At 67.8% G+C, this 22,549-nt stretch carries 23 protein-coding genes; 11 read left to right on the top strand and 12 right to left on the bottom strand.

Annotated features, from left to right (window positions below):
- Window positions 1–36: 36 nt before the first annotated feature.
- Complete coding sequence (locus J2X06_RS09635; protein WP_310061587.1) at window positions 37–399, bottom strand: TfoX/Sxy family protein; 363 nt, start codon at window positions 397–399, stop codon at window positions 37–39.
- A gap of 110 nt (window positions 400–509) precedes the next feature.
- Between J2X06_RS09635 and J2X06_RS09640 the strand changes: the two genes are divergently transcribed.
- The 4 genes from J2X06_RS09640 to J2X06_RS09655 all read left to right on the top strand — a co-directional run bounded on the left by J2X06_RS09640 (window position 510) and on the right by J2X06_RS09655 (window position 4,527).
- Window positions 510–1,451: a DMT family transporter gene (locus J2X06_RS09640; protein WP_310061591.1), complete on the top strand. Its 942-nt coding sequence runs from the start codon at window positions 510–512 to the stop codon at window positions 1,449–1,451.
- Window positions 1,452–1,544: 93 nt separating this feature from the next.
- Entirely contained in the window at window positions 1,545–3,173 is a 1,629-nt protein-coding gene (locus J2X06_RS09645) for an ExeA family protein (RefSeq protein WP_310061593.1), read from the top strand.
- A 3-nt stretch (window positions 3,174–3,176) separates the two neighbouring features.
- Window positions 3,177–4,043 (top strand): general secretion pathway protein GspB, encoded by an 867-nt coding sequence (locus tag J2X06_RS09650; RefSeq protein ID WP_310061595.1) that lies wholly within the window; start codon window positions 3,177–3,179, stop codon window positions 4,041–4,043.
- An 88-nt stretch (window positions 4,044–4,131) separates the two neighbouring features.
- Entirely contained in the window at window positions 4,132–4,527 is a 396-nt protein-coding gene (locus J2X06_RS09655) for a DoxX family protein (protein WP_310061598.1), read from the top strand.
- Between the two features lie 65 nt (window positions 4,528–4,592).
- On the opposite strand, the gene dbpA is transcribed toward J2X06_RS09655, so the two are convergent.
- Window positions 4,593–5,981 carry an ATP-dependent RNA helicase DbpA gene (gene dbpA, locus J2X06_RS09660; protein WP_310061600.1) on the bottom strand — a complete coding sequence of 463 codons (1,389 nt, stop codon included), beginning with the start codon at window positions 5,979–5,981 and terminating at the stop codon, window positions 4,593–4,595.
- A gap of 183 nt (window positions 5,982–6,164) precedes the next feature.
- Between dbpA and J2X06_RS09665 the strand changes: the two genes are divergently transcribed.
- From J2X06_RS09665 to J2X06_RS09675, 3 genes are all read left to right on the top strand, one after another.
- Window positions 6,165–7,874 carry a hypothetical protein gene (locus J2X06_RS09665; RefSeq protein WP_310061602.1) on the top strand — a complete coding sequence of 570 codons (1,710 nt, stop codon included), beginning with the start codon at window positions 6,165–6,167 and terminating at the stop codon, window positions 7,872–7,874.
- Between the two features lie 108 nt (window positions 7,875–7,982).
- A complete protein-coding gene (locus J2X06_RS09670) occupies window positions 7,983–10,082 on the top strand; it encodes a toll/interleukin-1 receptor domain-containing protein (protein WP_310061604.1) in 2,100 nt (699 codons plus the stop codon).
- A 65-nt stretch (window positions 10,083–10,147) separates the two neighbouring features.
- A complete protein-coding gene (locus tag J2X06_RS09675) occupies window positions 10,148–10,537 on the top strand; it encodes a hypothetical protein (RefSeq protein ID WP_310061606.1) in 390 nt (129 codons plus the stop codon).
- A 163-nt stretch (window positions 10,538–10,700) separates the two neighbouring features.
- On the opposite strand, the gene J2X06_RS09680 is transcribed toward J2X06_RS09675, so the two are convergent.
- The gene (locus J2X06_RS09680; RefSeq protein WP_310061608.1) at window positions 10,701–11,714 is read right to left on the bottom strand and encodes a fatty acid desaturase; all 1,014 of its coding nucleotides are present in this window, start codon (window positions 11,712–11,714) and stop codon (window positions 10,701–10,703) included.
- Between the two features lie 158 nt (window positions 11,715–11,872).
- Between J2X06_RS09680 and J2X06_RS09685 the strand changes: the two genes are divergently transcribed.
- Window positions 11,873–12,142, top strand: a complete 270-nt coding sequence (locus J2X06_RS09685) for a GIY-YIG nuclease family protein (protein ID WP_310061610.1) — start codon at window positions 11,873–11,875, stop codon at window positions 12,140–12,142.
- 64 nt (window positions 12,143–12,206) lie between these two features.
- Complete coding sequence (locus J2X06_RS09690; RefSeq protein ID WP_310061612.1) at window positions 12,207–12,419, top strand: RNA-binding S4 domain-containing protein; 213 nt, start codon at window positions 12,207–12,209, stop codon at window positions 12,417–12,419.
- 18 nt (window positions 12,420–12,437) lie between these two features.
- Here J2X06_RS09690 and J2X06_RS09695 read toward each other — a convergent pair whose 3' ends face one another.
- Window positions 12,438–13,460 (bottom strand): hypothetical protein, encoded by a 1,023-nt coding sequence (locus J2X06_RS09695; RefSeq protein ID WP_310061614.1) that lies wholly within the window; start codon window positions 13,458–13,460, stop codon window positions 12,438–12,440.
- A gap of 349 nt (window positions 13,461–13,809) precedes the next feature.
- On the opposite strand from J2X06_RS09695, the gene J2X06_RS09700 reads away from it, so the two are divergent.
- Window positions 13,810–14,169, top strand: coding sequence for a DUF1428 domain-containing protein (locus tag J2X06_RS09700; protein ID WP_310061615.1), 360 nt, complete (start codon window positions 13,810–13,812; stop codon window positions 14,167–14,169).
- Between the two features lie 91 nt (window positions 14,170–14,260).
- Here the strand turns inward: J2X06_RS09700 and J2X06_RS09705 are convergent, their stop codons facing one another.
- The 5 genes from J2X06_RS09705 to hutU all read right to left on the bottom strand — a co-directional run bounded on the left by J2X06_RS09705 (window position 14,261) and on the right by hutU (window position 20,158).
- Window positions 14,261–14,563: a hypothetical protein gene (locus tag J2X06_RS09705; RefSeq protein ID WP_310061618.1), complete on the bottom strand. Its 303-nt coding sequence runs from the start codon at window positions 14,561–14,563 to the stop codon at window positions 14,261–14,263.
- Window positions 14,564–14,658: 95 nt separating this feature from the next.
- Window positions 14,659–16,308, bottom strand: a complete 1,650-nt coding sequence (locus J2X06_RS09710) for a PQQ-dependent sugar dehydrogenase (protein WP_310061620.1) — start codon at window positions 16,306–16,308, stop codon at window positions 14,659–14,661.
- A gap of 507 nt (window positions 16,309–16,815) precedes the next feature.
- Complete coding sequence (locus J2X06_RS09715) at window positions 16,816–17,802, bottom strand: zinc-dependent alcohol dehydrogenase family protein (protein ID WP_310061623.1); 987 nt, start codon at window positions 17,800–17,802, stop codon at window positions 16,816–16,818.
- Window positions 17,803–17,943: 141 nt separating this feature from the next.
- Window positions 17,944–18,339, bottom strand: a complete 396-nt coding sequence (locus J2X06_RS09720) for an MAPEG family protein (RefSeq protein ID WP_310063581.1) — start codon at window positions 18,337–18,339, stop codon at window positions 17,944–17,946.
- 154 nt (window positions 18,340–18,493) lie between these two features.
- The gene (gene hutU / locus J2X06_RS09725; protein ID WP_310061626.1) at window positions 18,494–20,158 is read right to left on the bottom strand and encodes a urocanate hydratase; all 1,665 of its coding nucleotides are present in this window, start codon (window positions 20,156–20,158) and stop codon (window positions 18,494–18,496) included.
- Window positions 20,159–20,331: 173 nt separating this feature from the next.
- Here hutU and J2X06_RS09730 point away from each other — a divergent pair, with 173 nt between their 5' ends.
- Window positions 20,332–20,922, top strand: a complete 591-nt coding sequence (locus J2X06_RS09730) for a TetR/AcrR family transcriptional regulator (RefSeq protein ID WP_310061629.1) — start codon at window positions 20,332–20,334, stop codon at window positions 20,920–20,922.
- A 4-nt stretch (window positions 20,923–20,926) separates the two neighbouring features.
- Here the strand turns inward: J2X06_RS09730 and J2X06_RS09735 are convergent, their stop codons facing one another.
- From J2X06_RS09735 to J2X06_RS09745, 3 genes are all read right to left on the bottom strand, one after another.
- Window positions 20,927–21,400 (bottom strand): hypothetical protein, encoded by a 474-nt coding sequence (locus J2X06_RS09735; protein WP_310061631.1) that lies wholly within the window; start codon window positions 21,398–21,400, stop codon window positions 20,927–20,929.
- A gap of 37 nt (window positions 21,401–21,437) precedes the next feature.
- Entirely contained in the window at window positions 21,438–21,860 is a 423-nt protein-coding gene (locus J2X06_RS09740) for a hypothetical protein (RefSeq protein ID WP_310061634.1), read from the bottom strand.
- A 112-nt stretch (window positions 21,861–21,972) separates the two neighbouring features.
- The gene (locus tag J2X06_RS09745; protein ID WP_310061637.1) at window positions 21,973–22,545 is read right to left on the bottom strand and encodes a YybH family protein; all 573 of its coding nucleotides are present in this window, start codon (window positions 22,543–22,545) and stop codon (window positions 21,973–21,975) included.
- Window positions 22,546–22,549 lie beyond the last annotated feature (4 nt).

Genomic DNA, 22,549 nt, shown 5'->3' on the forward strand with positions numbered 1-22,549 from the left:
CCAGGGCGAACGCGGAACCCGTTCGCCGGAACGACCTCACCGAGCCGGCTTGCGCGACTTCGTCACCGGCTTCTTCGCCGGCTTGCGCAGCGCCGCCTCCTGCGCCAGGCGCAGCCACGGCTGCAGCGCCTCGGACGATTCGAGCGCCTCTTCCGGCAGCGACCAGTAGCTCATCGCGATCGGGCGCTGCTGGCCCATGTACACATACGGCGCACCGCCCGCTTTCTCGAACCGAGCCGAGGTCTGGTCATCGGCCTTCAGGTACAGCGCGTCCTCGATCAGCACGCCGATCAGCAATCCGTCCAGGTAGATCCCGTAGCCGCCGAACATGGCTCGCGCCGTCAGGTGACCCGACTGCGCGCACAGGTCCTGCAGGTGGGCGATGAGGGCCGCGCTCATTGTGGATTCCAGGTCGATCCGGTGATGCCGAGATTGTCGCAGGCAACCGCCGCGCGCACATCGCCCCGACTGCGGCGAGAATAGCGGGCAGTGAATTCAGCCCCCATCCGATGAACCCGACCAGCAAGGCCCACCTGCAAATCCATTTCTGCGTGCTGCTTTGGGGCTTCACCGCGATCCTCGGCAAGATGATCACACTGCCGGCGCTGCCGCTGGTGTGGTGGCGCATGCTGCTGGTGATCGCCGCGCTGGCGCTGGTGCCGCGCGTGTGGCGCGGGCTGCGGTCGATGACGCCGCGGCTGATCCTGGCCTACTGCGGCATCGGCGCGCTGGTCTCGCTGCACTGGCTGACGTTCTACGGCGCGATCAAGCTCTCCAACGCTTCCGTCGGCGCGACGTGCATGGCGCTGGGCACCGTGTTCGTGGCGATGATCGAACCGTGGCTGACGCGCACGCGTTTTTCCAAGCGCGAGCTGGCGCTGGGATTGATGGTGCTGCCGGGCGTGGTGCTGGTGGTCGGCGGCGTGCCTGCCGGCATGCGCGCGGGCATCGCGGTCGGCGCGGTGTCGGCGTTGCTGGTGGCGCTGTTCGGCTCGCTCAACAAGCGCCTGGTCGAACACGGCGATCCGCTCACCGTGACCGCGCTGGAACTGGGCGCAGGCACCGTCATGCTCACCCTGCTCGCGCCGGTGATGCCGCTGTTGTTTCCTGTGTTCGCCGGTGAACTGCTGGTGGTACCGGGCGGCCGCGACCTCGCCCTGCTGCTCGGCCTGGCCCTGGCGTGCACGCTGTTGCCGTTCACGCTGTCGCTGGTGGCGCTGCGCCACATGAGCGCGTTCGCGCAGCAACTGGCGGTCAATCTGGAACCCGTCTACGCCATCGTGCTGGCGGCGCTGCTGCTGGGCGAGCAACACGAACTCACGAAGCTGTTCTACGTCGGAGTCGCCGTCATCCTGGCGGCGGTGTTCATCCATCCCCTGCTCGGCTCACCGCGGCCGCTGCAGCATCCGGAGGTGCTGGGCACCGCCGAGGCCAAGGGCGCCGCCGAATAGCCGTCATGCTGCGCCGTTCAGGCCGGTCGGCGTGGCCTGATGCGTTTTTCATGGCAGGCTAGTGGGGACTTCGCCATCACACACGGTCCGCGCATGTATCTCGAGCACTACGGCCTGCAGCAGCCGCCGTTCTCGATCACGCCCGATCCGCGCTTCGTATTTCTCAGCGAGCGCCATCGGGACGCACTCGCGCACCTGCTGTTCGGCATCGGCCAGGGCGGGGGCGGCGGGTTTGTCCAGCTGACCGGCGAGGTCGGCACCGGCAAGACCACCCTGTGCCGGCTGCTGATGGAGCAGGTACCGGAGAACACCCGCGTCGCGCTGGTGCTCAACCCGCGCCTGTCGCCGGTGGAATTGCTGGAAACCATCTGCGAGGAACTGCACCTGGACCTGGACGGTGCTCGCGGCAGCGTCAAGGCGCTGGTGGACCGGCTCAACGCCTACCTGCTGGACGCCTACGCGCAGGGCCTGTGCGTGGTGTTGATCATCGACGAGGCGCAGAACCTGTCGGTCGAGGCCCTGGAGCAGGTGCGGCTGCTGACCAACCTGGAAACCCCGACGCAGAAGCTGCTGCAGATCCTCCTGCTCGGCCAGCCCGAGCTGCGCGAGATGCTCGCGCGCGAGGACATGCGCCAGCTCGCGCAGCGCATCACCGCGCGCTACCACCTGACGCCGCTCGACGCGGCCGAGACCGGCGAGTACCTGCGCCACCGTTACCGCGTCGCCGGCGGACAGCGCTTCCCGTTCTCGTCGGCGGCGGTGCGGCGCATCCATGCCCATTCCGGCGGCGTGCCGCGGCTGGTCAACGTGATCGCCGAACGCGCGCTGCTGGCCGGCTACGCGCACGATGAAACCTCGATCGACGCACGCTGGGTCGACCGCGCCGCGCGCGAGGCGCTGGCGCCGCCTCGACCGCGCGACCTGACCGTGTGGCGGGTCGCGACCGCAGTGGTGGCCGTCGTCGCGCTGACGGCGGCGGCGTGGACCTGGTGGCCGCGCCCGCCTAGCCCCTCGCCCGACACCTCCGCGCAGGCAATGCCAAAAACCGCGCAACCCGTGAACACCGCGACGGCCGTGAAGCCGGCGGCGAAGGTGGTGCGACTGGACGAGGATGGTCTGCTCGCCCGGCTGGGCGCCGCCGAGCCGTCGCCGTTGCCGGCCTGGCGACAGTTGCTGGCGATGTGGCGGTTGCCCGCCACCGATGCCGATGCCGTCGCGGCGTCGGCCTGCCCGGCTGCGCTCGCACCCGGCGTGTATTGCGTGCGCGGCCAGGCGCGGCTGGACAAACTGGCGACGCAAGGCCGTCCGGCGCTGCTGCGCCTGCAATCGGGCGGCAAGGAACACTGGGCGTTGCTGCAGGGCGCCGACGCGGTCACCGTACGTCTTTCGCTGGACGGCGTTTCCGTCGATACCAGCCGCGTGGCTCTGGAACACCTGTGGACCGGCGACTATGCAGCAGTGTGGCGCGGCCCCGCCTACTTCGACGCACCGCTGGCAATGGGTGCGCAGGGACCGGCCATCGGCTGGATCGGCAAGCGCCTGACACCGGGCTACGAACCGGCGCAGCGGCCGTCGGCCACGCTGGACGATGCGATGATCGAGGCGGTGCGCCGCTTCCAGCGCGCGCGAGGCCTCGACACCGACGGCGTCGTCGGTCCGGAAACGTTGCTGGCGCTGTCTGCCGGTGAAATGGGTCCACGCCTGCAACGGGTTCTGGAGTAAGGCATGTCGCTGATTCTTGATGCCCTGCGCAAATCCGAAGCCGAGCGCCGCCGCGGCCAGTCGCCCGACCTCTACACCGAACTGCCGCCGCCATCTCGGCGCACGGCGAAGCGGATGTTGCCGTGGCAGTGGCTCGCGCTCGTCGCCGGCACGCTGGCCATTGCCGGCTGGGCCGCGCGCGGATACTGGAACGAAAGCCCGACGGGTGCCCCCAACGCCGTTGCAGCTGTCGACGCGCGCGACCTCGTCGACACCGGCCCGACTCCATCAGAGATTGCACCGTCATCCGTCCTCGGCGACGGGGCATCGATCCCACCGGTCACGATGCCCACCGCCGCCATGCCCCGGCCTGCGACGACCGCATCGCTCCCCGCTACTTCAACGATGACCCCATCGGGATTCACGCCCGCACCTGTCGGACCTGCTACCGCCGGACCTGTCCCTGCGAGAACTGCTCCTGCGACGCAGGCCCCGGCGAAGCCCGACCCGCCCGTGGTGGAAGCCCCGGTGGTGGCCATGTCCGCGGCGCCGCCAAGGCCGCGCGAAACCCTCGCTACGGCGCCCGCGCCGACACCGGCGATCGAAGCGCCGCCCGAGCCGGCAAGCCCGGCCCGGGCCGAACCCTCGCCCGCCCCCGCGACCGTCGCGCCGCTGCGCCTGTCCGACCTCAGCACCGCCGATCGGCAGCAGCTGCCGCCGTTGAAGATCAGCATGCACATGTGGGGCCAGGGTCCCTCGCAGCGCTTCGCCATCATCGACGGCGCGCGCGTGACCGAGGGCGACCGTATCGGCCCGGCTGTCGTGGACGAGATCAGCGCCGACGGCGTGGTGCTGGCCTGGAACGGACTGCGTGTGAAGCTGCCGCGCTGACCCAGCCTGGCCGCAAGGTTTACCGCACCGCGCCATGCACTGGCGCGGGGCTGGACTATCATCGATCCACCTTTCTTGGGGAGTCGCCATGAACACGAATACCCAGCAGGACCTCGGCAAGCTCATCCTTCGCATCGCCCTCGGGTCGCTGGTGCTGCTGCATGGCGTCAGCAAGCTCGATGGCGGCCTGGACGGCATCATGAAGATGGTCGAGACGCAGGGCTTCCCTGCCTCGTTCGGCTATGGCGTGCTGGCCGGCGAAGTGCTGGCGCCGCTGCTGGTGATCACCGGCTTCTTCTCGCGCATCGGCGGCATCCTGATCGTGCTCAACATGATCGTCGCGCTCTATCTGGTGCACCAGGGCGACATCGGCCACCTCAACGAGCAGGGCGGCTGGGCGATCGAACTGCAGATGATGTATCTGGCCACCGCGGCCGCGGTCGCGCTGATCGGGCCGGGCAAGTACGCGTTCAATCAGCGCTGAAGAGCACCCTCGCCCCAAACCCTCTCCCGCACGCGGGAGAGGGGTACGAACCAGGCCTGGCGCAATTACAGCCGGCTCACCCGGAACTTCCTTCCCTTGATCTTCCCCTCGCGCAGCCGCGCCAGCGCCTGCGCCGCCTGGCCGCGTGCGACCGCGACATAGGCGCGCGTGGCGAACACGTCGATCTTGCCGATCGCATCGGCCTTCAATCCCGCCTCGCCGGTCAATGCGCCGAGGATGTCGCCCGGCCGCAACTTGTCGCTCCGACCAGCATCAATGCGCAGCGTGGTCATCGCCGCGGGCGGCACGTTGTTGGCCTTGCCGGACAATGGCGTCGCCTTGAACCACTGCAGCGGCGCGCCCTGGCGCTCCTCGATGGCGCTGGCACGCCCGACTTCGCGTGGCGTGGACAGGCTCAGCGCGAGGCCGTCGGCACCGGCGCGGCCGGTGCGGCCGATGCGGTGCACGTAGGTGTCGGCGTCGCTGGGCAGGTCGTAATTCACCACCATCGCCAGTTCCTTGACGTCGAGTCCGCGCGCGGCGACGTCGCTGGCCACCAGCACGCTGCAACTGCGGTTGGCGAAGCGCACCAGCACCTCGTCGCGGTCGCGCTGTTCCATGTCGCCGTGCAGCGCCAGCGCGGTGAAGCCGTAGTGCGCCAGTGACCCGGCCACCTCGTCGACATCGCGGCGCATGTTGCAGAACACCACGCACGACTCCGGTCGCTCCTGCAGCAGCAGCGCCGCCAGCAGGGGCGTCTTGCGCGGCGCGTCGATCTCGTAGAAGCGCTGCTCGATCGCCGCGTGGCGCTCGCCACCCTCCACCGTCACCTCGACCGGATCGCGCAGCATGCCGCGACTGATCGCGCGCACCGCATCCGGGAACGTCGCCGAGAACAGCAGGCCCTGGCGCGATTTCGGCGTCTTGCCGACGATCTCGCGGATGGGTTCCTCGAAGCCCATGTCGAGCATGCGATCGGCCTCGTCGAACACCAGCGTGCGCAGGCCCGAGAAGTCCAGCGCGCGCTTGCGCAGCAATTCCTGGATGCGACCCGGCGTGCCGACCACGACGTGGGGAGCGTGTTCCAGCGACGCCAGTTGCGGGCCCAGCGGCATGCCGCCGCACAGGATCGACAGCTTCAGGTTGGGAATGGCGAAGGCCAGCTTGCGCAGCTGCTTGCCGACCTGGTCGGCCAGTTCGCGGGTCGGGCACAGCACCAGCGCCTGGGTGCCGCCCACCGCCGCATCCAGCCGGTGCAACAGCCCCAGGCCGAAGGCCGCAGTCTTGCCGCTGCCGGTCGGCGCCTGCGCGATCAGGTCGCGTCCGTCGAGGATCGCCGGCAGGCTGTGGGCTTGGACCGGCGTCATCTGGGTATAGCCCAGCGCCTGCACGCCCTGCATCAGCGCGGGGGTCAGGGCCAGGTTGGAGAAGCAGTCGGGGAGAAGTTCGGTCATGCGCCCATGATCGCAGCATCCGGCCGAGCGCGGGCTCCACCGATCGGTCAGGACAGCAAGGAGGCGTCAAAAGCCCGCGCCGCACCCAATGACGGCGACCACGGACATGGCCTGCGCCCGCCTGCCCCCGCGTTCGCCCTTGCGGGTAAGCGGCATTCCTGCCGCACTGCCGTTCGGGAGCACATGTCCGATCGCAACGACCAGATCGAGCTGGCCACGCTGGTGGTGGGGGTCACCGGCCATCGCAAGCTCCGCGAGGCGGAAATCCCGGCATTGCAGGCGCAGGTGCGCGACTTCCTGCTCGAGCTGCAACGGCGCTATCCGGAGTTGCCGGTGGTGCTGCTGTCGTCGCTGGCCGAGGGCGGCGACCAGCTCGCGGCGCAGGTGGCGCTCGACCTCGGCCTGCGCGTGATCGCGCCGCTGCCCCTGCCGGTCGAGTTGTATCGCGACGATTTCGACGACGCCAGTCGTGCCGTGTTCGAACGCCAGTTGCAGCAGGTCGAGATGCTGGTGCTTCCGCTGCGGCACGACAGCCACCATGACGCCATCGCGCAGCACGGATTGCCGCGCGACCAGCAATACGCGCAGGCCGGGATCTTCATCTCCAGCCACTGCCACATCCTGCTGGCGCTGTGGGACGGTCGCGATTCGGAAAAGCTCGGCGGCACTGCGCAGATCGTGCGTTTCCACCTGCAGGGGTCGGTGCCGGGCCAGATCGACCGACGCCGCCGCGTCGCGCTGGCGCGACTGGGACTGGACGAGGACACCCTGGTGTATCACCTGCAGGCCAACCGCGAGGATGCCGCCGAAGGCGTTTGCGTACCGGGCCGCTGGCTGACCGCCGACGAGGACATCGTCGCCCACGACCTGCTGCCGCCGGCGTTCGACCTGATGTTCCGGCACCAGGCCGAGTTCAACGCCGACGTGCTGCGATATTCGGCGGCGATCCTCGCCGATTTCGAGCTGGAGTCCGCACGCGATCCCGATCCCGGCCCGTGTCCGATCGAATCGCTGTTCGTCGCCACCGACTGGATGGCGCGCACTTACCAGCGCCGCGTCGGGCACGTGCTGCGCATCGTCTACCTGCTGGCAGCGGCGATGGGGTTCGCATTCTTCACCTACACCCACATCAGCGCGCACGCCGTCGTCATCAACCTGTTCCTGGTGTTCTTCCTGGCCGGCATGGGCGTGGTGATGCTGGCGCGGCGGCGCGAGTGGCAGCGCAAGCACCTGGATTACCGGGCACTGGCCGAAGGCCTGCGCGTGCAGTCGTACTGGCGTCGGGCCGGCATCGTCGATCTCAACTCGCCTGCTTTTGCCCACGACAGTTTCCTGCAGAAGCAGGATGTGGAACTGGGCTGGATCCGCAACGTGATGCGCGGCGCAAGCCTGGATGGCCTGCGCATACCCGCCCAGGCCGGGCCTTCCCAGGTCGAGGCGGTGATCCGCGACTGGATCGGCACGCCCGACAGTGGCGGCCAGTTGCGATACTTCTCGACCACCTCCGCGCGCCGTGCACGGCTGCACCACCGCGCCAAAATGCTGGGACTGGCCTGCCTGTGGGCCGGCATCGGAATCAGCGTGCTGCTGGCGATCTTCGCGCGCCGCCTGGGAACGCATGAGCAGCACGTGCTGGTTTCGACGATGGGCATCCTGTCGGTCGCGGCGGCCGTGCACGAGGCCTACGCTTACAAGAAGGCCGACAAGGAACTGATCAAGCAATACCGCTTCATGCAGCGCATCTTCGGCGCGGCGCGGCGACGCCTGAGCGGCTGCAGTGACCTCGCCGAAAAGCGCCAGGTACTGCGCACGCTCGGCGAGGCCGCATTGGCCGAGCATGCCGAGTGGACCCTCATGCACCGCGAGCGGCAACTGGAGCACTCGCGACTTTGACCGTCCGGCCATCGTGCATCACCCGGGGCATCACCCACCGCCCCGCCTCCACGCCTGTCCGTCGGCTCTCCCTGCAAGCGTTTGATTCCTCGCCATCGGGGGCCCTGCATGCGATTCCGCGCATTCCTCAGCTACAGCCATGCCGACAGCGCCTGGGCGCGCTGGCTGTTGCGCCGCCTGGAAACGTACCGCGTGCCATCGCGGCTGGTGGGCACGCAGGGAACCAACGGGGTCATTGAGCGGCGTCTGGGGACGTTCTTCCGCGACCGCGAGGAGTTGCCCACGGCCGGCGACCTGGGCGCAACGATCCGCGCATCACTGACCGATTCCGACACGCTCATCGTGATCTGCTCGCCGGCGGCTGCACAGTCGCGCTGGGTCAATGCCGAAGTCGAGGCATTCCAGAACTCGGGTCGCGGCGATCGGGTGTTGTGCTTCGTGGTGGGGGGCGTGCCAGGCAGCGCAGATCCCGCGCTGCGATGTTTCCCGCCGGCATTGCTGGAGCCCGATGCCCAGGGCACGTTGCGAGAGCCGCTGGCCGCCGACGCACGCCGCGAAGGCGACGGCCGCGAACGCGCCTTCCTCAAGCTGGTCGCCGGCCTGCTCGGCGTCGGCTACGACCGCCTTGCCCAGCGCGAAGCGCAGCGCCGCCAACGCAGGTGGGCGGTCGTGGCGGCGACCTCGGTGCTGGGCATGGCCATCGCCCTCGGCCTGGCGGTGACCGCCTGGGTCGCGCGCATCGATGCCCAGCGCCGGCAGGCACAGGCCGAAGACATTCTCGGCTTCATGCTCGGCGACCTGCGCAAGAAGCTGGACACCGTCGGCCGGCTCGACCTGATGCGCGCGGTCGACGACAAGGCCATGGCCTACTTCGCCACGCTCGACCCGCGCGACCTCAGCGACCGCGCGCTGGAGGAACAGGCGCGCACGCTGACCGGCATCGGCCAGGTGCGTCTGAGTGAAGGCAAGCACGACGCTGCGATGGGGGCGTTCCGCGAGGCGCACGCGCGCAGCACCGCACTGCACCAGCGCGCGCCGGACAACGGCCAGCGCCTGTTCGACCTGGCCCAGGCCGAGTGCTGGATCGGGATGGTCGCACTGGAACAGGGACGCTACGACGAAGCGGGTGTCTGGTTACGCAAGTATCGGGACAGTTCGATCAGGCTGGCGGCGATGGATCACAAGAACTTCGGCTGGCAACGCGAAGTCGCCTACGGCCACCACAACCTGGCGGTGCTCGACGAGCGGCTCGGGCGCTACCCGGAAGCCGAGCGCGCGTTTCGCGAAGAGCTGGCGCTGTACCGCACCTGGACCCCTCAGCACCCGCATGACACGGCACTGCGCTTCGAGGCCTCGAACGTCGCTTCCTGGCTGGGCACCCTATCCGCCCGCCAAGGCAAGCTCGTGGACGCGGAAGCGTTCTTCACCGAACAACTCACCGGGATGGAGAGCAATCTCGCGGCGGAACCGGCGAACGCCAAGTGGCAGGATCTGCGCATCAACGCCTTGTATTTGCTGGTGGAGGCGCAGGTCCAGCGCGGCCGACGCAGCCAGGCCCTCACCAATGTCCTTGCGGCGACCAAGTCCGCGGACGCCTTGGCCAGGCAGGATCCGGCCAACAACCTGTGGCAGACGCCACCTGCGATCTGTCGCTGGTGGCAAGCCCAGTTGAGTGCCACCTCCGACATCGCGACGGCCATCCAACTTGCGGACGAGGCCGCCACCATACTGACCAGGGCGCGGGCAGCCGAGCCCGAGAACGAGCGCGTGCTGCGCTGGCTGGTCATGGCGCGCAACCTGCAAGCCCAGCTTGCACTGGCACAGGGCGACAGTCGTGGGGCGCAAACGCATGCCGCCGAAGCATTGACGCTGTTGGAACCGGCCTGGAAGAACGGTCCGAACGAAGTCCTGCGCCTGGTGCTGGCAAACAACCGGATCCTGGCCGGAGAGGGCGCGCAGGCGGCCGGAGATGACGCGGCGGCACGGGCGGATTGGCAACGGGCCGAACAAGTGCTGACGACGGACGTACGCGACGCGTTGCCATTCGAACGGCTCGATCCCCTGGTGCGAACCCTGCTGCACCTCGAACGCGCCGCCGAGGCAGCGCCGCACCAACAACGTCTCACCGTCGCAGGCTACGTCCCGCTGCGGCCATTCCCGGAGGCCGGCCGGATCGCCGCGCAAAGGCCCACATCCCCCAGCCCCTGAGTCCGTCGGGCTTTGCGCCCACGTCCCGGCCAGAGCGGCCATTCCCCCGAAGAGGAGTCACGACCATGCCCAACACCCCCAACATCAATCTCGACATCCGCCTCGCCGGCTCCAGCGACCCCGGCTGGCACAACGTCACCGCCTCCAACGGCCAGATCTACGGCTACTGCTACACCGGTGGCGACGATGGCGCCGGCGGTCTGGAACAGACCACGGGCCAAGGCCGCGATACCGCCCTCGTGCAGCTGATCGCCGACCAGCGTTACCAGATCAGCGGTCACAACTTCTTCAACGACACCAATAACCAGCTCAGCTGGAGCGGGAACAGCGGTCGCGCAGGCACGATCATCGACGCCAACAGCCACGTCGAGACCGCCGAATACAACGTCATCGTGACCGACACCGGCAACGGCAACTGCACGATCCAGTGCGACCCGCCAATCATCAACCGGTAGCCGTCGGCCTTGTCCCGTACGCGGCGCACACGTGTGCGCCGCAGCGGCCGCAATGCCGCGACTGATGTCTTATCCAGACCCGCGCTGGAACAGCACCACGACACCAGCAACATAAAAAAAAGCGGGCCCGGGCCCGCTTTTTTCTTCCGGCGATGGGGCGCTATCAGGCCCGCGCGTGCTTAAACCCGACCATGCGCCTGGTTTCCTCGCACCACAGTTTCAATCGCGCACTCTTCAGGCTGGACCACAAGGTCAGGCGCGGCGCGGCCTGCAGCAGCGGGCTCGACTCGAAGGCCTCGCGCAACCGGTAGTTGGGAACGCGGCTGGCCAGGTGATGGATGTGGTGGTAGCCGATGTTGCCGGTGAACCAGTGCAGCACGCGCGGCAGGTCGTAGAACGAGCTGCCGGCGACCGCGGACTGGCTGGAGTCCCAATCGTCCTTGCGCGCCCAGTAGGCGTCCTCGAAGGTGTGCTGGACGTAGAACAGCCAGACGCCGGCGGCACCGGCAATCAGCACGATCGGCAGGTGCACCAGCAGCGTGGTATGCCAGCCGATGGCAAAGCCCAGCGCAACGAACGCCGCCGCCAACGCCAGGTTGTTGAGCCACACGCTGGCCCATTCCTTCTTCCACGAGAACGGCAGGTCGAACGGAAACCGGTGCTTGATGACGAACTGATACGTCGGGCCGATGGCCAGCAGCACCGGCGTGCTGCGGTAGAAGCGGTAGAACAGGCGACCGACCCACGAACGTGCGCGGTACTCGCTGACGGTCAAGGTCTCGATGTCGCCCATCTCGCGCCGGTCGAGGTTGCCCGACGTGCCGTGATGCACGGCGTGGGTCTTCTTCCAGTAGCCGTAAGGGAACAGCGTGACCAGTCCAAGGCAGCGTCCCACCAGATTGTTGGCGCGCGCGCTGGCGAAGAACGAACCGTGTCCGCAATCGTGCTGGATGATGAACAGCCGCACGTACAGCCCCGCCGCCGGCAGTGCCAGCAGCAGCGTCCAGCCGTAGCCCCATTGCCCGATGACGCTCCACGCCATCAGCGCCCAGGTGGCGATGAAGGGAACCAGCGTATTGATCAACTGCCAGACCGCACGGCCCAGGTGCGGCTTGGCGAAACGCGCGCACAGTTGACGAAGGTGGGTGGCGGATTTTGTATCGGCAGTCGTATTCAAGGGCGCATCACTGGGGGGACAAGTGCATTGTGGGGGCGCGGCGACCACATGCGTACACGTATGGTCGAAGGTAATGTGCGAACTGGGCCCCAGTTCCGCACGGCCTCGTGCGCTGGTGAGACTGGACCGCCGCCGCGTTGGACAGGCACGATTCATCCATGACCGCCTGGTACGTCTATCTGCTCGAATGCCGCGATGGCAGCCTCTACACCGGCATCGCCACCGACGTGGAGCGGCGCTATGCACAGCACGTGGCCGGCAAGGGTGCGCGCTATACCCGCTCGCATCCGCCGGTACGGTTGATGGCGCGTTTCGAATACGCCGACCGGGCCGCCGCGTTGCGTGCCGAGTACGCCATCAAGCAGCTCACGCCGGAGCGCAAGCGGGCGCTATGCGTGACCGGGGCAGTCGCTGACAACGCGAGTTGAGTCCGGTTGCAAGGCGATCACGTGCCTGAGACCCTGTCGCCCCGTCCTGCGCTCACTCGTCCCCATGCAACCGATCGACTTCGAACTGGACCGTGAGTACGTCGAGCTCAACCAGCTGTTGAAGCTGGTCGGGCTGTGCGATAGCGGCGGCGCTGGCAAGGCGATCGTGGCCGCCGGCGCGGTCAAGGTCGATGGCGTCGTCGAACTGCGCAAGACCTGCAAGATCCACGCCGGACAGGTGGTCCAAGCCGAAGGCGTCGAGATCCGGGTCAGGTAAGTCCGCGTTCGAACGCCGTCACTGGTAATCGGACATCGGACCTTCCGCGACGCACTTGCCGTCCGGGAAGCCGAAACGCGGCTGCAACGCCAGCCCGCATTCCTTGACCTCCTCCAGCGCGCGACCTTCGGCCTTGCATTCGCTGTCGAAGGCGATTGCGAAGGCATCCATGCGCGCGGGGAAATCCTCGCCGCACCTCCTGGCCAGGCGAATCCGCTCCAGGTCGTCCTGCGCGGCATTGGCGCCGTCGAGGCCAAACTCCTTGAGCTCGTCCACCGTCAGGATGCGCAACTGGCGGTTGGGCACCGTCATCATCAGGTCGGCGACCGCGACCGATGCGCCATTGCGCTCCAGGTATTCCTTCATCGATTCGTGCACGTCGCGCAATTCGCTGCTCAGCTCGGCGCGGTTGCTGGCCTTGGAGCCGATGCGCACCATCCGGTGGATGCCCACCTTGCCCGAGATCAGCCGGTCGTCGCCAGACGCCAGGATCAGCACGCAGGCGCTGTGGCAGACCGCGTCCTCGCGCACCCAGAGCGTCCAGCCCGCGTTGCCGATGGCGTCGCCCGCGCGTATCGCGTCCTCGACACGACCGCCGGAGGAATCGATGTCGAGGATGCGGCGTTTGATCTCCATGCGGTCGGCCATGGCCGACATGCGCTCGACCAGCGCGGTGAAGTCCGCCGCGATCTTGCCGCGGTAACGCACCCTGATCGTGCCCGGCTCGCGGCAAGGCGTCATGACGTCGACCACGCTGAAGAAATCAAGCGATTGAACGGGCGTGCCATCGCCTGCCCCGACGTCGTGCTCGCAGCTGATCCAGGCTTTGCCTGAAGCGACCTCCGCGGCCGGCCAGTTGGTGCCGCTGAGCACGTCCGCCGGGGTCGGCCTGACGTCCTTGACCGGCCGCGCGCTGACCGCGCCGCTGGCTTCCATGGCGGGTGTGGGCTCGACGTTATTGGCCGTTTGCGTTTCCGGCGCATTCTTGCCGCAGCCCAACAGGCACGCCAGGCACGCCGCCATCAGAATCCACCGCTTCACCATGCACCACACCGACGACCAAAAGGAGGCAGGCGCCCGTTGGATCGATAGACGCCCGCGGATCAGTGTAGGCGGCCGCACCCCGGGCGAAGCCAACATGGGATGAACATGGCGACGATCCGCGTCGGGAACCATGTGTCCACGCCTGCCCACAGGCGCGGACCCATGGCCCGACACGAGGCATTCGCACGGAGCGAGCCGCCTTGGTGATATGAACGCGGATGCGGGGACAACACGGACGACCTGCCCGTGTCGAATGGCGTCCCCTTCGTTCGACGCTGTTCATGAGGAAGTGGATTCGGTGGAATCGAGCCTGCTTCCCGCCTTTGCGTTCCCACAGGAGATTCCCATGAGCTACGTCGACGGTTTCGTATTGCCCGTTCCGAAGAAAAACCTGGCCGCGTACAGGCGCATGGCGCGCAAGGCCGGGCAGGTCTGGCGCGAGCACGGCGCGCTGGAGTATCGCGAGTGCATCGCCGACGACGTGCAGTCCGGCAAGCTCACCTCGTTCCCGCAGTCGGTCAAGCTCAAGGCCGACGAGACCGTGATCTTCGCCTGGATCGTCTACAAGTCGCGCGCGCAGCGCGACCGCGTCAACAAGAAGGCGATGGCCGATCCGCGCCTGGCCGCGATGGCCGATCCCAAGGCGCTGCCGTTCGATGGCAAGCGCATGTTCTGGGGCGGCTTCAAGACGATGGTCGACCTCTGATCGTCCGGACCGGGCTGGCCGCCTCGGCGGCCGCCCGTTTCATTCCTTCGCCGCAATACGCGAGGAGTGATGCCAAAGGTTGGCTGCCGGTCTACCCGGCCATCCGCATCGCCCAGCGCCGGACCAGCCGGCCCAGCGTGTCCTGCGCGCGTGCCATCGCCTGCAGGTCGTGGAAGGGCTCGGCCGCGGTCAGCGCACTCTTGGCGGCGGCGATGGTGTCCATCACCACCGGAGTGCCATCGGGCCCGAGCATGTCGCTCAGCGTGCGGCGGTGGGCATCGAGCGTGCGCTCGAAATCGTAGTCAAGCCCGCGCCCGGCCCGGCGTGATACCAGGCGGAGGGAGGCATTGAATCGGGCGAGTTCGGCGTGGAGCTGGTCGGGGGTGTAGTGCATGGCGTCATTGTCGGTGCGGCGGTCGCATGGACTGAGACGCAGCGCGCGGGCCAATACGGCCGTACCCGCGCTTAACAAGACAGGCACTCCATCGACTATTGCCGCCGGTTCTCCTTCCTCGCCCCACGCGCCGCCCGCTCCAGAACCTGGAGTGGTGTCGCACGGAACGACGCGGCGGTCGGTGTATTGCTCGCCGCCCGCTCGATCACGAAGATCTCGCCGTCCAGATCCACCAGATAAAGATTGTTGGTCGAATCGACGCCGAAACTGACGATGTTGGTGAACGCACCCGCGCCCGGGGCGAAGTCGGCATTGCGCACGGTGAATTCCGAGGCCGGAAGCGTCGTACCGACGGTCAGCCGGGAGACCGGCACGGACCAGACATTGGGCGTGACGAAGTCGGCGAAGATGTAGAGGCCGCGCAGCGAATCGACCAGCCCGGTGAACACGTGTCCACCGATCACCGTATTGCCCTGCCTGTCGCCGCTGCCATGGCGATATTCCGCCACCGGCGGCGTCAGTCCCGCCGTCGAGCCGCCGCGGAACGGGGCGGTGCCCTCCAGGATCGGCCAGCCGAAATTGGCGCCGGCGTCGCCCGGACGCATCAGGTCGATCTCCTCCACCGCGTTCTGGCCGACGTCGCCGATAAACAGGTTGCCGGTCTGCGGGTCGAAGCTGTTGCGGAACGGGTTGCGCAGGCCATAGGCCCACACTTCCGGCGCGCCGCCGCCGGCCGCGAACGGATTGCCTGCGGGGATCGCATAGTCACGCGTCGGATCCGAGGGGAAGGCGTCGCTGGCCGGATCGATGCGCAGGATCTTGCCGAGCAGCGAGTTGGTGTTCTGTGCGTTGTTGTTGGGGTCGCCGCTGCCACCGCCGTCGCCCACGGCAATGTAGAGCAGGTTGTCGCCCGGACCGAAGCCGATCCAGCCACCATTGTGGTTGTTGAACGTCGAATGGGGGATGCGCAGGATTGCGTCCGCGGTGGCCGGGTCGGCGCGATTGCGGTCCGTCGCCAGTGTGCGGTACTGCCGTACCTCGATGGTGCCGTCGCGAATGGTGAGGTACACGAAGAACCGGCCGCTGGTATTGAAGTCCGGGGCGGTCGCGAAGCCGAGCAGGCCGCGCTCGCCGTCGATGGAGACCTCTCCACTGACGTCGAGGAATAGCGTTGGCGCTGTCGCTCCGGTGGACGGCGTCATGATCCGTATGCGACCGGGCAGTTCGACGACGAACACCCGGCCCGTGCCATCTGGCACCGGCGCCAGGAAGACCGGTTGGTCGAGCCCCGTCGCCACGCGCCGCACACGGAACCCACTGGCGACCACGTCCGTCACCGTCACCGAAATCGTCTGCATCACGTTGGAACTGCCATCGCTGACGTTCACCACCACGATATAGACGTTGTCGCGATTGGCGTCGGCCGGCGCTTCGAAATCCGGCGGAGTCACGAACGACAGCCCTCCCGCGGAGGTGATGCGGAACTGTGCCTCGTCGGTGCCGCCCCGTAGCGAGAAGGTCAACGTATTGCCGTCCGGATCGCTGGCCGTCACGGTGTGGAAGGCACCCGCGGTCTCCTCCGGCACCGACACCGCGCCCGAGGACGTGATGGTCGGGGCCCGGTTGCCCATGGGCGGTGTGGAGCCGCCACCGTCGCCTCCCCCGCCACCGCCGCAAGCGGCGATGACCGCCGCCAGCATCATCCCTGTCAGCACACGCCATGCGGTTCGCATCGGCAGCACCATGGCAACGCTCCTCATTTCGGGTTCACTCTTACGCCCGGGCCCGACACGGGGCTCGCGGGCAGGCTGGCAGCCGGTGCGCAGTGGCGGCGTGAAGGCGGCGCATTCAGCGCGTCAGGAAATGTTCCCGGCGCTGGCTGACGTGCTGCGTCCACATCGCCAGCTCAAGAGCGGAGTGTTAAGGCTGGCGGGGTTCGCATCCCGCCCACCGCTCTCTTGTGGCCGGCCGACACGTTACCGGAACGCGCGTTGCGATGATGTCGCCGTGAATGCGAAGCGTGACCATGCTCGCATTGCACTCATTGCGCAGCGGTCAGCTGGCGACAGACCGTTGTTCGTCTGCGCGATACCGCAGGCCATGATCGTTTCGCCCGGTATCACGGCGCCAGCAACAGGGCCAGCGCCCACCCGATCATCTTTTTCATCCGGTGTTCCTGATCGTCACTACCTGACTTTCAACTTTGCGACGTTCCGATGTCAGGCGGATGACAGCACCGCCACGTACGTCGCCTACCCGTTGGGCAGCACCAGGATCTTTCCGGATCTCTCGCCGGACGCGGCGGCGGCTACTGCCTGCCTGATCTCGTCGATGCCGTAGGTGGCCTGCACGTGGGCGCGCAACCGGCCCGAGGCGATCAGCGAAACCAGCTCCGCAAACAGCCGGCCGCGCGCCTCTGCGTTGGCCTCCCGGAACCAGCGCGCCAGCCAGAATCCACGCAGGCGGATGTCGCGAAAGATCAGCGATGCCGGCGACAAGGCGCAGGCCTCACCTCCCATCGCGCCGTAGTTCACCACCGTGCCTCCCGGCGTCAACGCCTGCGCCAGGTGCTCGGTGGCCATGCCGCCTACGGCATCGACGGCCAGGGCAATCCGCGCACCGCCTGTCGCTTCGCGCACGCGCGCGGCGAGGTCGTCGCCATCCAGCAGCACGACGTCGCCGCCGAGCGCTTCCACCGGGGCGCGTGCACTTTCTCGCCGCACCACGTTGACCGTGCGCAAGCCGCGCGCCTTGGCCAACTGCACCAGGTAACCGCCGACCGCGGAGTTGGCGGCGTTCTGCACGACCCACTCGCCCGGCTGCAGCTCGACGAAGTCGCGCAGAAGCAGGGCCGCGGTGGGCGGGTTGATCGACAGCATGCTCAGTTGCTGGAAGTCGGCGCCTTCCGGCAACGCCACCAGCGCCTTCGCGTCGGCCAGCATGTGCGTGGTCCAGGTGCCGCTCCCGACCGGCAGCAACACGCTCTGCCCGGGCTTCAACCCGGTGACGCGAGGGCCCGCTTCAACGACGCGCCCGACGCCCTCGTTGCCGCCCACCGCCGGCAGTGGCGGCAAGGAACCGTACTGGCCGGTGAGCGTGAGGACGTCAGAGGGGTTGATCGGCGCGGCCATCACCTCGACCAGCACCTGGCCGGCTTCGGGCGGTGGCAGCGTGAACTCGACGGCTTCGATGACGTCGTGCGGGACGGGACCGCGCCGGGTGTAGCGGGCTTGTCTCATGGCAGGCCTCGACGTGACGGAACTCGACGTGACGAAGCCGCAGCTTACGCGCGGCCGTGTTCCGGGCGGATCACGACACTGCAGCGTGCTGGGAGTTGAAACGCCGAAACCGGTAAGGCCCGCGCGCCCCAATGCGTCGGCTCAGAACAATGCCGCCAGCACCATCACCAGGCCGATCAACGAGACCGTCCACACCAGCGTGCGCAGATACGGGATGCCCGCCGCATACAGCGGCAAATAGGCAACGCGCGCCCAGAAGTACAACTGCGCTCCCAGCGCGCTGGTCGCATTGCTCTGGTCGCTGACCAGCACGGCAAGCACTGCAGCGGCAAAGAACGGAAAGGTCTCCATGAAGTTGCCAAACGCGCGGTCCATGCGTGCCGCCACACCGGTGAGCGGCGGCGCGACACCGTCGCGCGCGTGGACGGCCCACTTCGCGCCGCGCTGCAGCGACGACAACGTCGCCGCCGTCAGCAGTTGCAGCACACCCAGGGCGATGGCCCAGGCCAGCATCTGGATCTCGATGGTCATGACCATACCGCCCATGGTGACGCTCCGGCTTTGAGGTGGCGATAGCCTAGCAGGCCGCTGGAAGTCGCCCGCTGCCGGCTCCGGACCGCCAGGAACGAAAACGGCCCGGAAGTTCCGGGCCGTTCCATTGAAGCCGGTCTGTTGCAGCCGCCTTGGGCGATCACACCATCGGCAACTTCAAGCCCTGTTCCTTCGCGCACGCCTTGGCGATGTCATAGCCCGCATCGGCGTGACGCATGACGCCGGTGGCAGGGTCGTTCCACAGCACGCGGGCGATGCGCTTGTCGGCTTCCTCGCTGCCGTCGCAGACGATGACGACGCCGGAATGTTGCGAATAGCCCATGCCGACACCGCCCCCGTGGTGCAGCGAGACCCACGTCGCGCCGCCGGCGACGTTGAGCATGGCGTTGAGCAGCGGCCAGTCGGACACGGCGTCGCTGCCGTCTTTCATCGCCTCGGTCTCGCGGTTGGGCGAGGCCACCGAGCCGCTGTCGAGGTGGTCGCGACCGATCACCACCGGCGCCTTCAGCTCACCATTGCGCACCATCTCATTGAACGCCAGGCCGAGTTTGTGGCGCAGCCCCAGGCCAACCCAGCAGATGCGCGCCGGCAGGCCCTGGAAGCTGATGCGCTCGCGGGCCATGTCGAGCCAGCGGTGCAGGTGCGTGTCGTCCGGGATCAGTTCCTTGACCTTGGCGTCGGTCTTGTAGATGTCTTCCGGATCGCCGCTCAGTGCGACCCAGCGGAACGGGCCGACGCCGCGGCAGAACAGCGGTCGCACGTAGGCCGGCACGAAGCCCGGGAAATCGAAGGCGTTGATGCAACCCTCGTCCTTGGCCATCTGGCGGATGTTGTTGCCGTAGTCGAACACCGGGATGCCCATGTCCTCGAAGGCCAGCATCGCCTCGACGTGCACGCGCATCGACTGCTTGGCGGCATCGCGCACGCGGCCCGGATCTTCGGTCTGCATGCGCTGCCATTGTTCGACCGTCCAGCCGATCGGCAGGTAGCCGTGCACCGGATCGTGCGCGCTGGTCTGGTCGGTGACCGCGTCCGGGCGCACGCCGCGCGCGACCAGCTGCGGCAGGATCTCGGCGGCGTTGCCGAGCAGCGCGATCGACTTGGCTTCGCCGGCTTCGGTGTATTTCTCGATGCGGTCCAGCGCGTCGTCGAGGTCGGTGGCCTGCTCGTCGACGTAGCGCGTGCGCAGGCGCATGTCGATGCGGCTCTGCTGGCATTCGATGTTGAGGCTGCACGCGCCCGCGAGCGAAGCGGCCAGCGGCTGCGCGCCGCCCATGCCGCCCAAGCCGGCGGTGAGTATCCACTTGCCCTTGAGGTCGCCGCCGTAGTGCTGGCGACCCATCTCCACGAAGGTCTCGTAAGTGCCCTGCACGATGCCCTGGCTGCCGATGTAGATCCAGCTGCCGGCGGTCATCTGGCCGTACATCATCAGGCCCTTCTTATCGAGCTCGTTGAAGTGCTCCCACGTCGCCCAGTGCGGCACCAGGTTGGAGTTGGCCAGCAGCACGCGCGGCGCATCCGGATGAGTCGGGAAGATGCCGACCGGCTTGCCGGACTGCACCAGCAGCGTCTCGTTGTCGTCTAGTTCGCGCAGCGACTTGAGGATGGCGTCGTAGCTTTCCCAATCGCGCGCGGCGCGGCCGATGCCGCCATAGACGACCAGGTCGGTGGGGCTCTCGGCCACTTCGGCGTCGAGGTTGTTCTGGATCATCCGGTACGCGGCTTCGGTCAGCCACGACTTGCAGGTCTTCTCGGAACCGCGCGGAGCGCGAATGACGCGGGAGGGGTCTTTGCGGGTGGACATCGGGGAGCTCCGGCAGGCAGCAGGACCGGACGCGCCGGCGGCGCGTCGGCTTACGGGGACGTGACCCGGAATTATCGCGCCGCGATCGGGGCGCTGAATCCTCCTCCCGCCCCGCAACGGCCTCACGGACCCCATTTTCTTGTGCCGAAGCCCGTTTTGTTTACGCTGTACACATGCCCCGTTCCACCGCCACCGCCGACCGCATCCTGCGTGCCGCCCGCACGCTGTTCGAACGCGAGGGCGCGCAGGGCGTCAGCATGCGCCGTGTCGCCGCCGCGGTCGGACTGACGCCGATGGCCATCTACCGCCATTTTCCCAATCGCGACGCGCTGCTCAAGCGCATCGGCGACGACAGCTTCGACGCCATCGTGCGCCACTGGGATGCGCGCGGTCGTGGCGGTGATGTGCGCGAGCGGCTGATCGCGGTGCAACGCATCTACCTGGACTATGCCCTCGCCCATCCGCACCTGTTCGACCAGGCGTTCTCGATGGCGCGCAACGATGCGCGACGCTTTCCCGAGGATTTCCGCGCTCGCCGCTCGCCCACGCTCAACGTGGTGGCCGACGCGGTCGAGGATGCGATGCGTGCCGGCGTGCTGCGCCAGGACGACGTGTGGGACGTGACGATGACGCTGTGGGCCCACACGCACGGGTTGATCGTGCTGTACCGGGCCGGACGCTTCAATTTCGACGACTCGGCGTTTCGCGCCTACTACGAGGCCTCGCTGCAGCGACTGTTGCGCGGGCTGGAGGCCATGGCCTGACGGCTCAGCGATCGTCATCCGCGGGCGGAGGCGGCTCCAGGTCCTGGCGCTGACGTTCCTTGTCGTCGCGCCAGCGCTCGTGCTCGGCCAGGCGCTGGTTGTATTCCTGGCGCAGGCGCGCGGCTTCGTGCGGATCGTCGGTCGCGGCGCGCAGGCGCTCGGTACGGACGCGGTCGCGGTCCATCGCGTCTTCGCGGACCTGGATCTCATTGTCGATGCCACCGGATTGGACACGCCGACGGGCGGCGTCGATATCGCGCCCAACCTGATCGCTGTCGGAACCGCGCTTTTTTCCCGTGCTCGCACTGCGTACCGGCGACCGCGGTTGCGGCAACGGTTCGATGATCAGCGTGGGCGCATTGACGTCGATCGGCGGCGGCGGGGAGACGTCCTGCTGGGCGTAAGCCGGCGCAGCAGCCAACGCCAATGCGAACGCGCCACCCAGATACCGAAGAACGATCGCCGGAATCGCGGTCATGCGGCGATCCACGTCATCCTCCGGGCCCGCAGGTTCTTTAGTGGCCGGAGACCGAGACCGCGGGATCCAACTGCCTCAGTGCCTTGGCGATATCGACCTGGCCGGTGCTGTTGAGGTCGTCCTTGCTGTACGCGTTGCCGGGTTCTGCGATGCACGTGCGCTTCCCTGTCACGGGGTCAATGGCACGAATGCGCGACCCGGTTTCGCGCAGGCAGTTGCGATTGAAAGGCTTCTTGTCGGCCGCGTCGGTCTGCGCGACGGCTTCCTGCGCCTGCGCCTGATCGACAGCGGGCGCCTGCGCGACGGCTTCCCGAGGCTGCGCCTGATCGACAACCGGCGCCTGCGCCGCATCGTCCTGAGCGGACGTCGGTGCGGTCTGCGCCATCGCGGCGCCACCGCCCAGCAGGCCGGCGAAGCAGACAGCGATCAAGGTCCGGCTACGGTTGTTCATGGAGGTCATGGCGTCGTCTCCGGGGCACGGCGGGCATGCCGCCAGTCCACGATACGCTCAAGCCACTGCGTCGGCATCTGCCGGTCCCGCCGCGTTTACGGCGTCGTCAGCCTCGTGTTCGTCAGCCTTGGGGGCACGTAACCTGGCGACCGGCATGGAACGCGGCAACCTGCTCGTCGGTGGCCGGCACCGGCTCGATGCCGTCATCGAACATCACCCGCCAGACGCCATCGGCGCCGCGATGCCAGACCGAATGGAACCCCCCCATCCGATAGCGCTGCGGTGCTTTCGGGTCGGGGTTCTCGAACAACGCCGGGCCGCTCGACCACGCCACGTCGGCGTCACTGCCGATGGTGGTGCGGGTGGGGTACCAGGACAGCTTCACCCGCTGGCCTTCCACGATCGGGGCCCATTGTCTGGCAATGGCATCGCGGCCGCGCGTGGGCTGGGCCAGGCTGGCACCGAACGCGGCGTCCTGGTCGAGGTGCGAAGCGAACGCGGCGACGTCGTGATCGGCCACCGATTGGGCGAAGCTCAACTCGCGCGCCCACACTTCGCATTCGGCCTGCGTCATGACAGGCACCGCCTCGGCGGCGGGTGTCTGGGCAGCCGCACCGTTGCAGATCGCGGCCGATGCCGTACACAAGGCCAGCCCCGCAAAGAACGCGTTCCGGTACATGGCATTGCGCTGCATGACG

The sequence above is a fragment of the Lysobacter niastensis genome (assembly GCF_031457115.1).
In the GTDB taxonomy this organism is placed as follows: Bacteria; Pseudomonadota; Gammaproteobacteria; order Xanthomonadales; family Xanthomonadaceae; genus Lysobacter_J; species Lysobacter_J niastensis_A.

What these genes read in the sequence shown, in the direction of transcription:
- J2X06_RS09635 (WP_310061587.1), bottom strand. Translation starts at nt 399, where the DNA reads ATGAGCGCGGCCCTCATCGCCCACCTGCAGGACCTGTGCGCGCAGTCG.
- J2X06_RS09640 (WP_310061591.1), top strand. Translation starts at nt 510, where the DNA reads ATGAACCCGACCAGCAAGGCCCACCTGCAAATCCATTTCTGCGTGCTG.
- J2X06_RS09645 (WP_310061593.1), top strand. Translation starts at nt 1,545, where the DNA reads ATGTATCTCGAGCACTACGGCCTGCAGCAGCCGCCGTTCTCGATCACG.
- J2X06_RS09650 (WP_310061595.1), top strand. Translation starts at nt 3,177, where the DNA reads ATGTCGCTGATTCTTGATGCCCTGCGCAAATCCGAAGCCGAGCGCCGC.
- J2X06_RS09655 (WP_310061598.1), top strand. Translation starts at nt 4,132, where the DNA reads ATGAACACGAATACCCAGCAGGACCTCGGCAAGCTCATCCTTCGCATC.
- dbpA (WP_310061600.1), bottom strand. Translation starts at nt 5,981, where the DNA reads ATGACCGAACTTCTCCCCGACTGCTTCTCCAACCTGGCCCTGACCCCC.
- J2X06_RS09665 (WP_310061602.1), top strand. Translation starts at nt 6,165, where the DNA reads ATGTCCGATCGCAACGACCAGATCGAGCTGGCCACGCTGGTGGTGGGG.
- J2X06_RS09670 (WP_310061604.1), top strand. Translation starts at nt 7,983, where the DNA reads ATGCGATTCCGCGCATTCCTCAGCTACAGCCATGCCGACAGCGCCTGG.
- J2X06_RS09675 (WP_310061606.1), top strand. Translation starts at nt 10,148, where the DNA reads ATGCCCAACACCCCCAACATCAATCTCGACATCCGCCTCGCCGGCTCC.
- J2X06_RS09685 (WP_310061610.1), top strand. Translation starts at nt 11,873, where the DNA reads ATGACCGCCTGGTACGTCTATCTGCTCGAATGCCGCGATGGCAGCCTC.
- J2X06_RS09690 (WP_310061612.1), top strand. Translation starts at nt 12,207, where the DNA reads ATGCAACCGATCGACTTCGAACTGGACCGTGAGTACGTCGAGCTCAAC.
- J2X06_RS09700 (WP_310061615.1), top strand. Translation starts at nt 13,810, where the DNA reads ATGAGCTACGTCGACGGTTTCGTATTGCCCGTTCCGAAGAAAAACCTG.
- J2X06_RS09705 (WP_310061618.1), bottom strand. Translation starts at nt 14,563, where the DNA reads ATGCACTACACCCCCGACCAGCTCCACGCCGAACTCGCCCGATTCAAT.
- J2X06_RS09710 (WP_310061620.1), bottom strand. Translation starts at nt 16,308, where the DNA reads ATGGTGCTGCCGATGCGAACCGCATGGCGTGTGCTGACAGGGATGATG.
- J2X06_RS09715 (WP_310061623.1), bottom strand. Translation starts at nt 17,802, where the DNA reads ATGAGACAAGCCCGCTACACCCGGCGCGGTCCCGTCCCGCACGACGTC.
- J2X06_RS09720 (WP_310063581.1), bottom strand. Translation starts at nt 18,339, where the DNA reads ATGGTCATGACCATCGAGATCCAGATGCTGGCCTGGGCCATCGCCCTG.
- hutU (WP_310061626.1), bottom strand. Translation starts at nt 20,158, where the DNA reads ATGTCCACCCGCAAAGACCCCTCCCGCGTCATTCGCGCTCCGCGCGGT.
- J2X06_RS09730 (WP_310061629.1), top strand. Translation starts at nt 20,332, where the DNA reads ATGCCCCGTTCCACCGCCACCGCCGACCGCATCCTGCGTGCCGCCCGC.
- J2X06_RS09735 (WP_310061631.1), bottom strand. Translation starts at nt 21,400, where the DNA reads ATGACCGCGATTCCGGCGATCGTTCTTCGGTATCTGGGTGGCGCGTTC.
- J2X06_RS09740 (WP_310061634.1), bottom strand. Translation starts at nt 21,860, where the DNA reads ATGACCTCCATGAACAACCGTAGCCGGACCTTGATCGCTGTCTGCTTC.
- J2X06_RS09745 (WP_310061637.1), bottom strand. Translation starts at nt 22,545, where the DNA reads ATGCAGCGCAATGCCATGTACCGGAACGCGTTCTTTGCGGGGCTGGCC.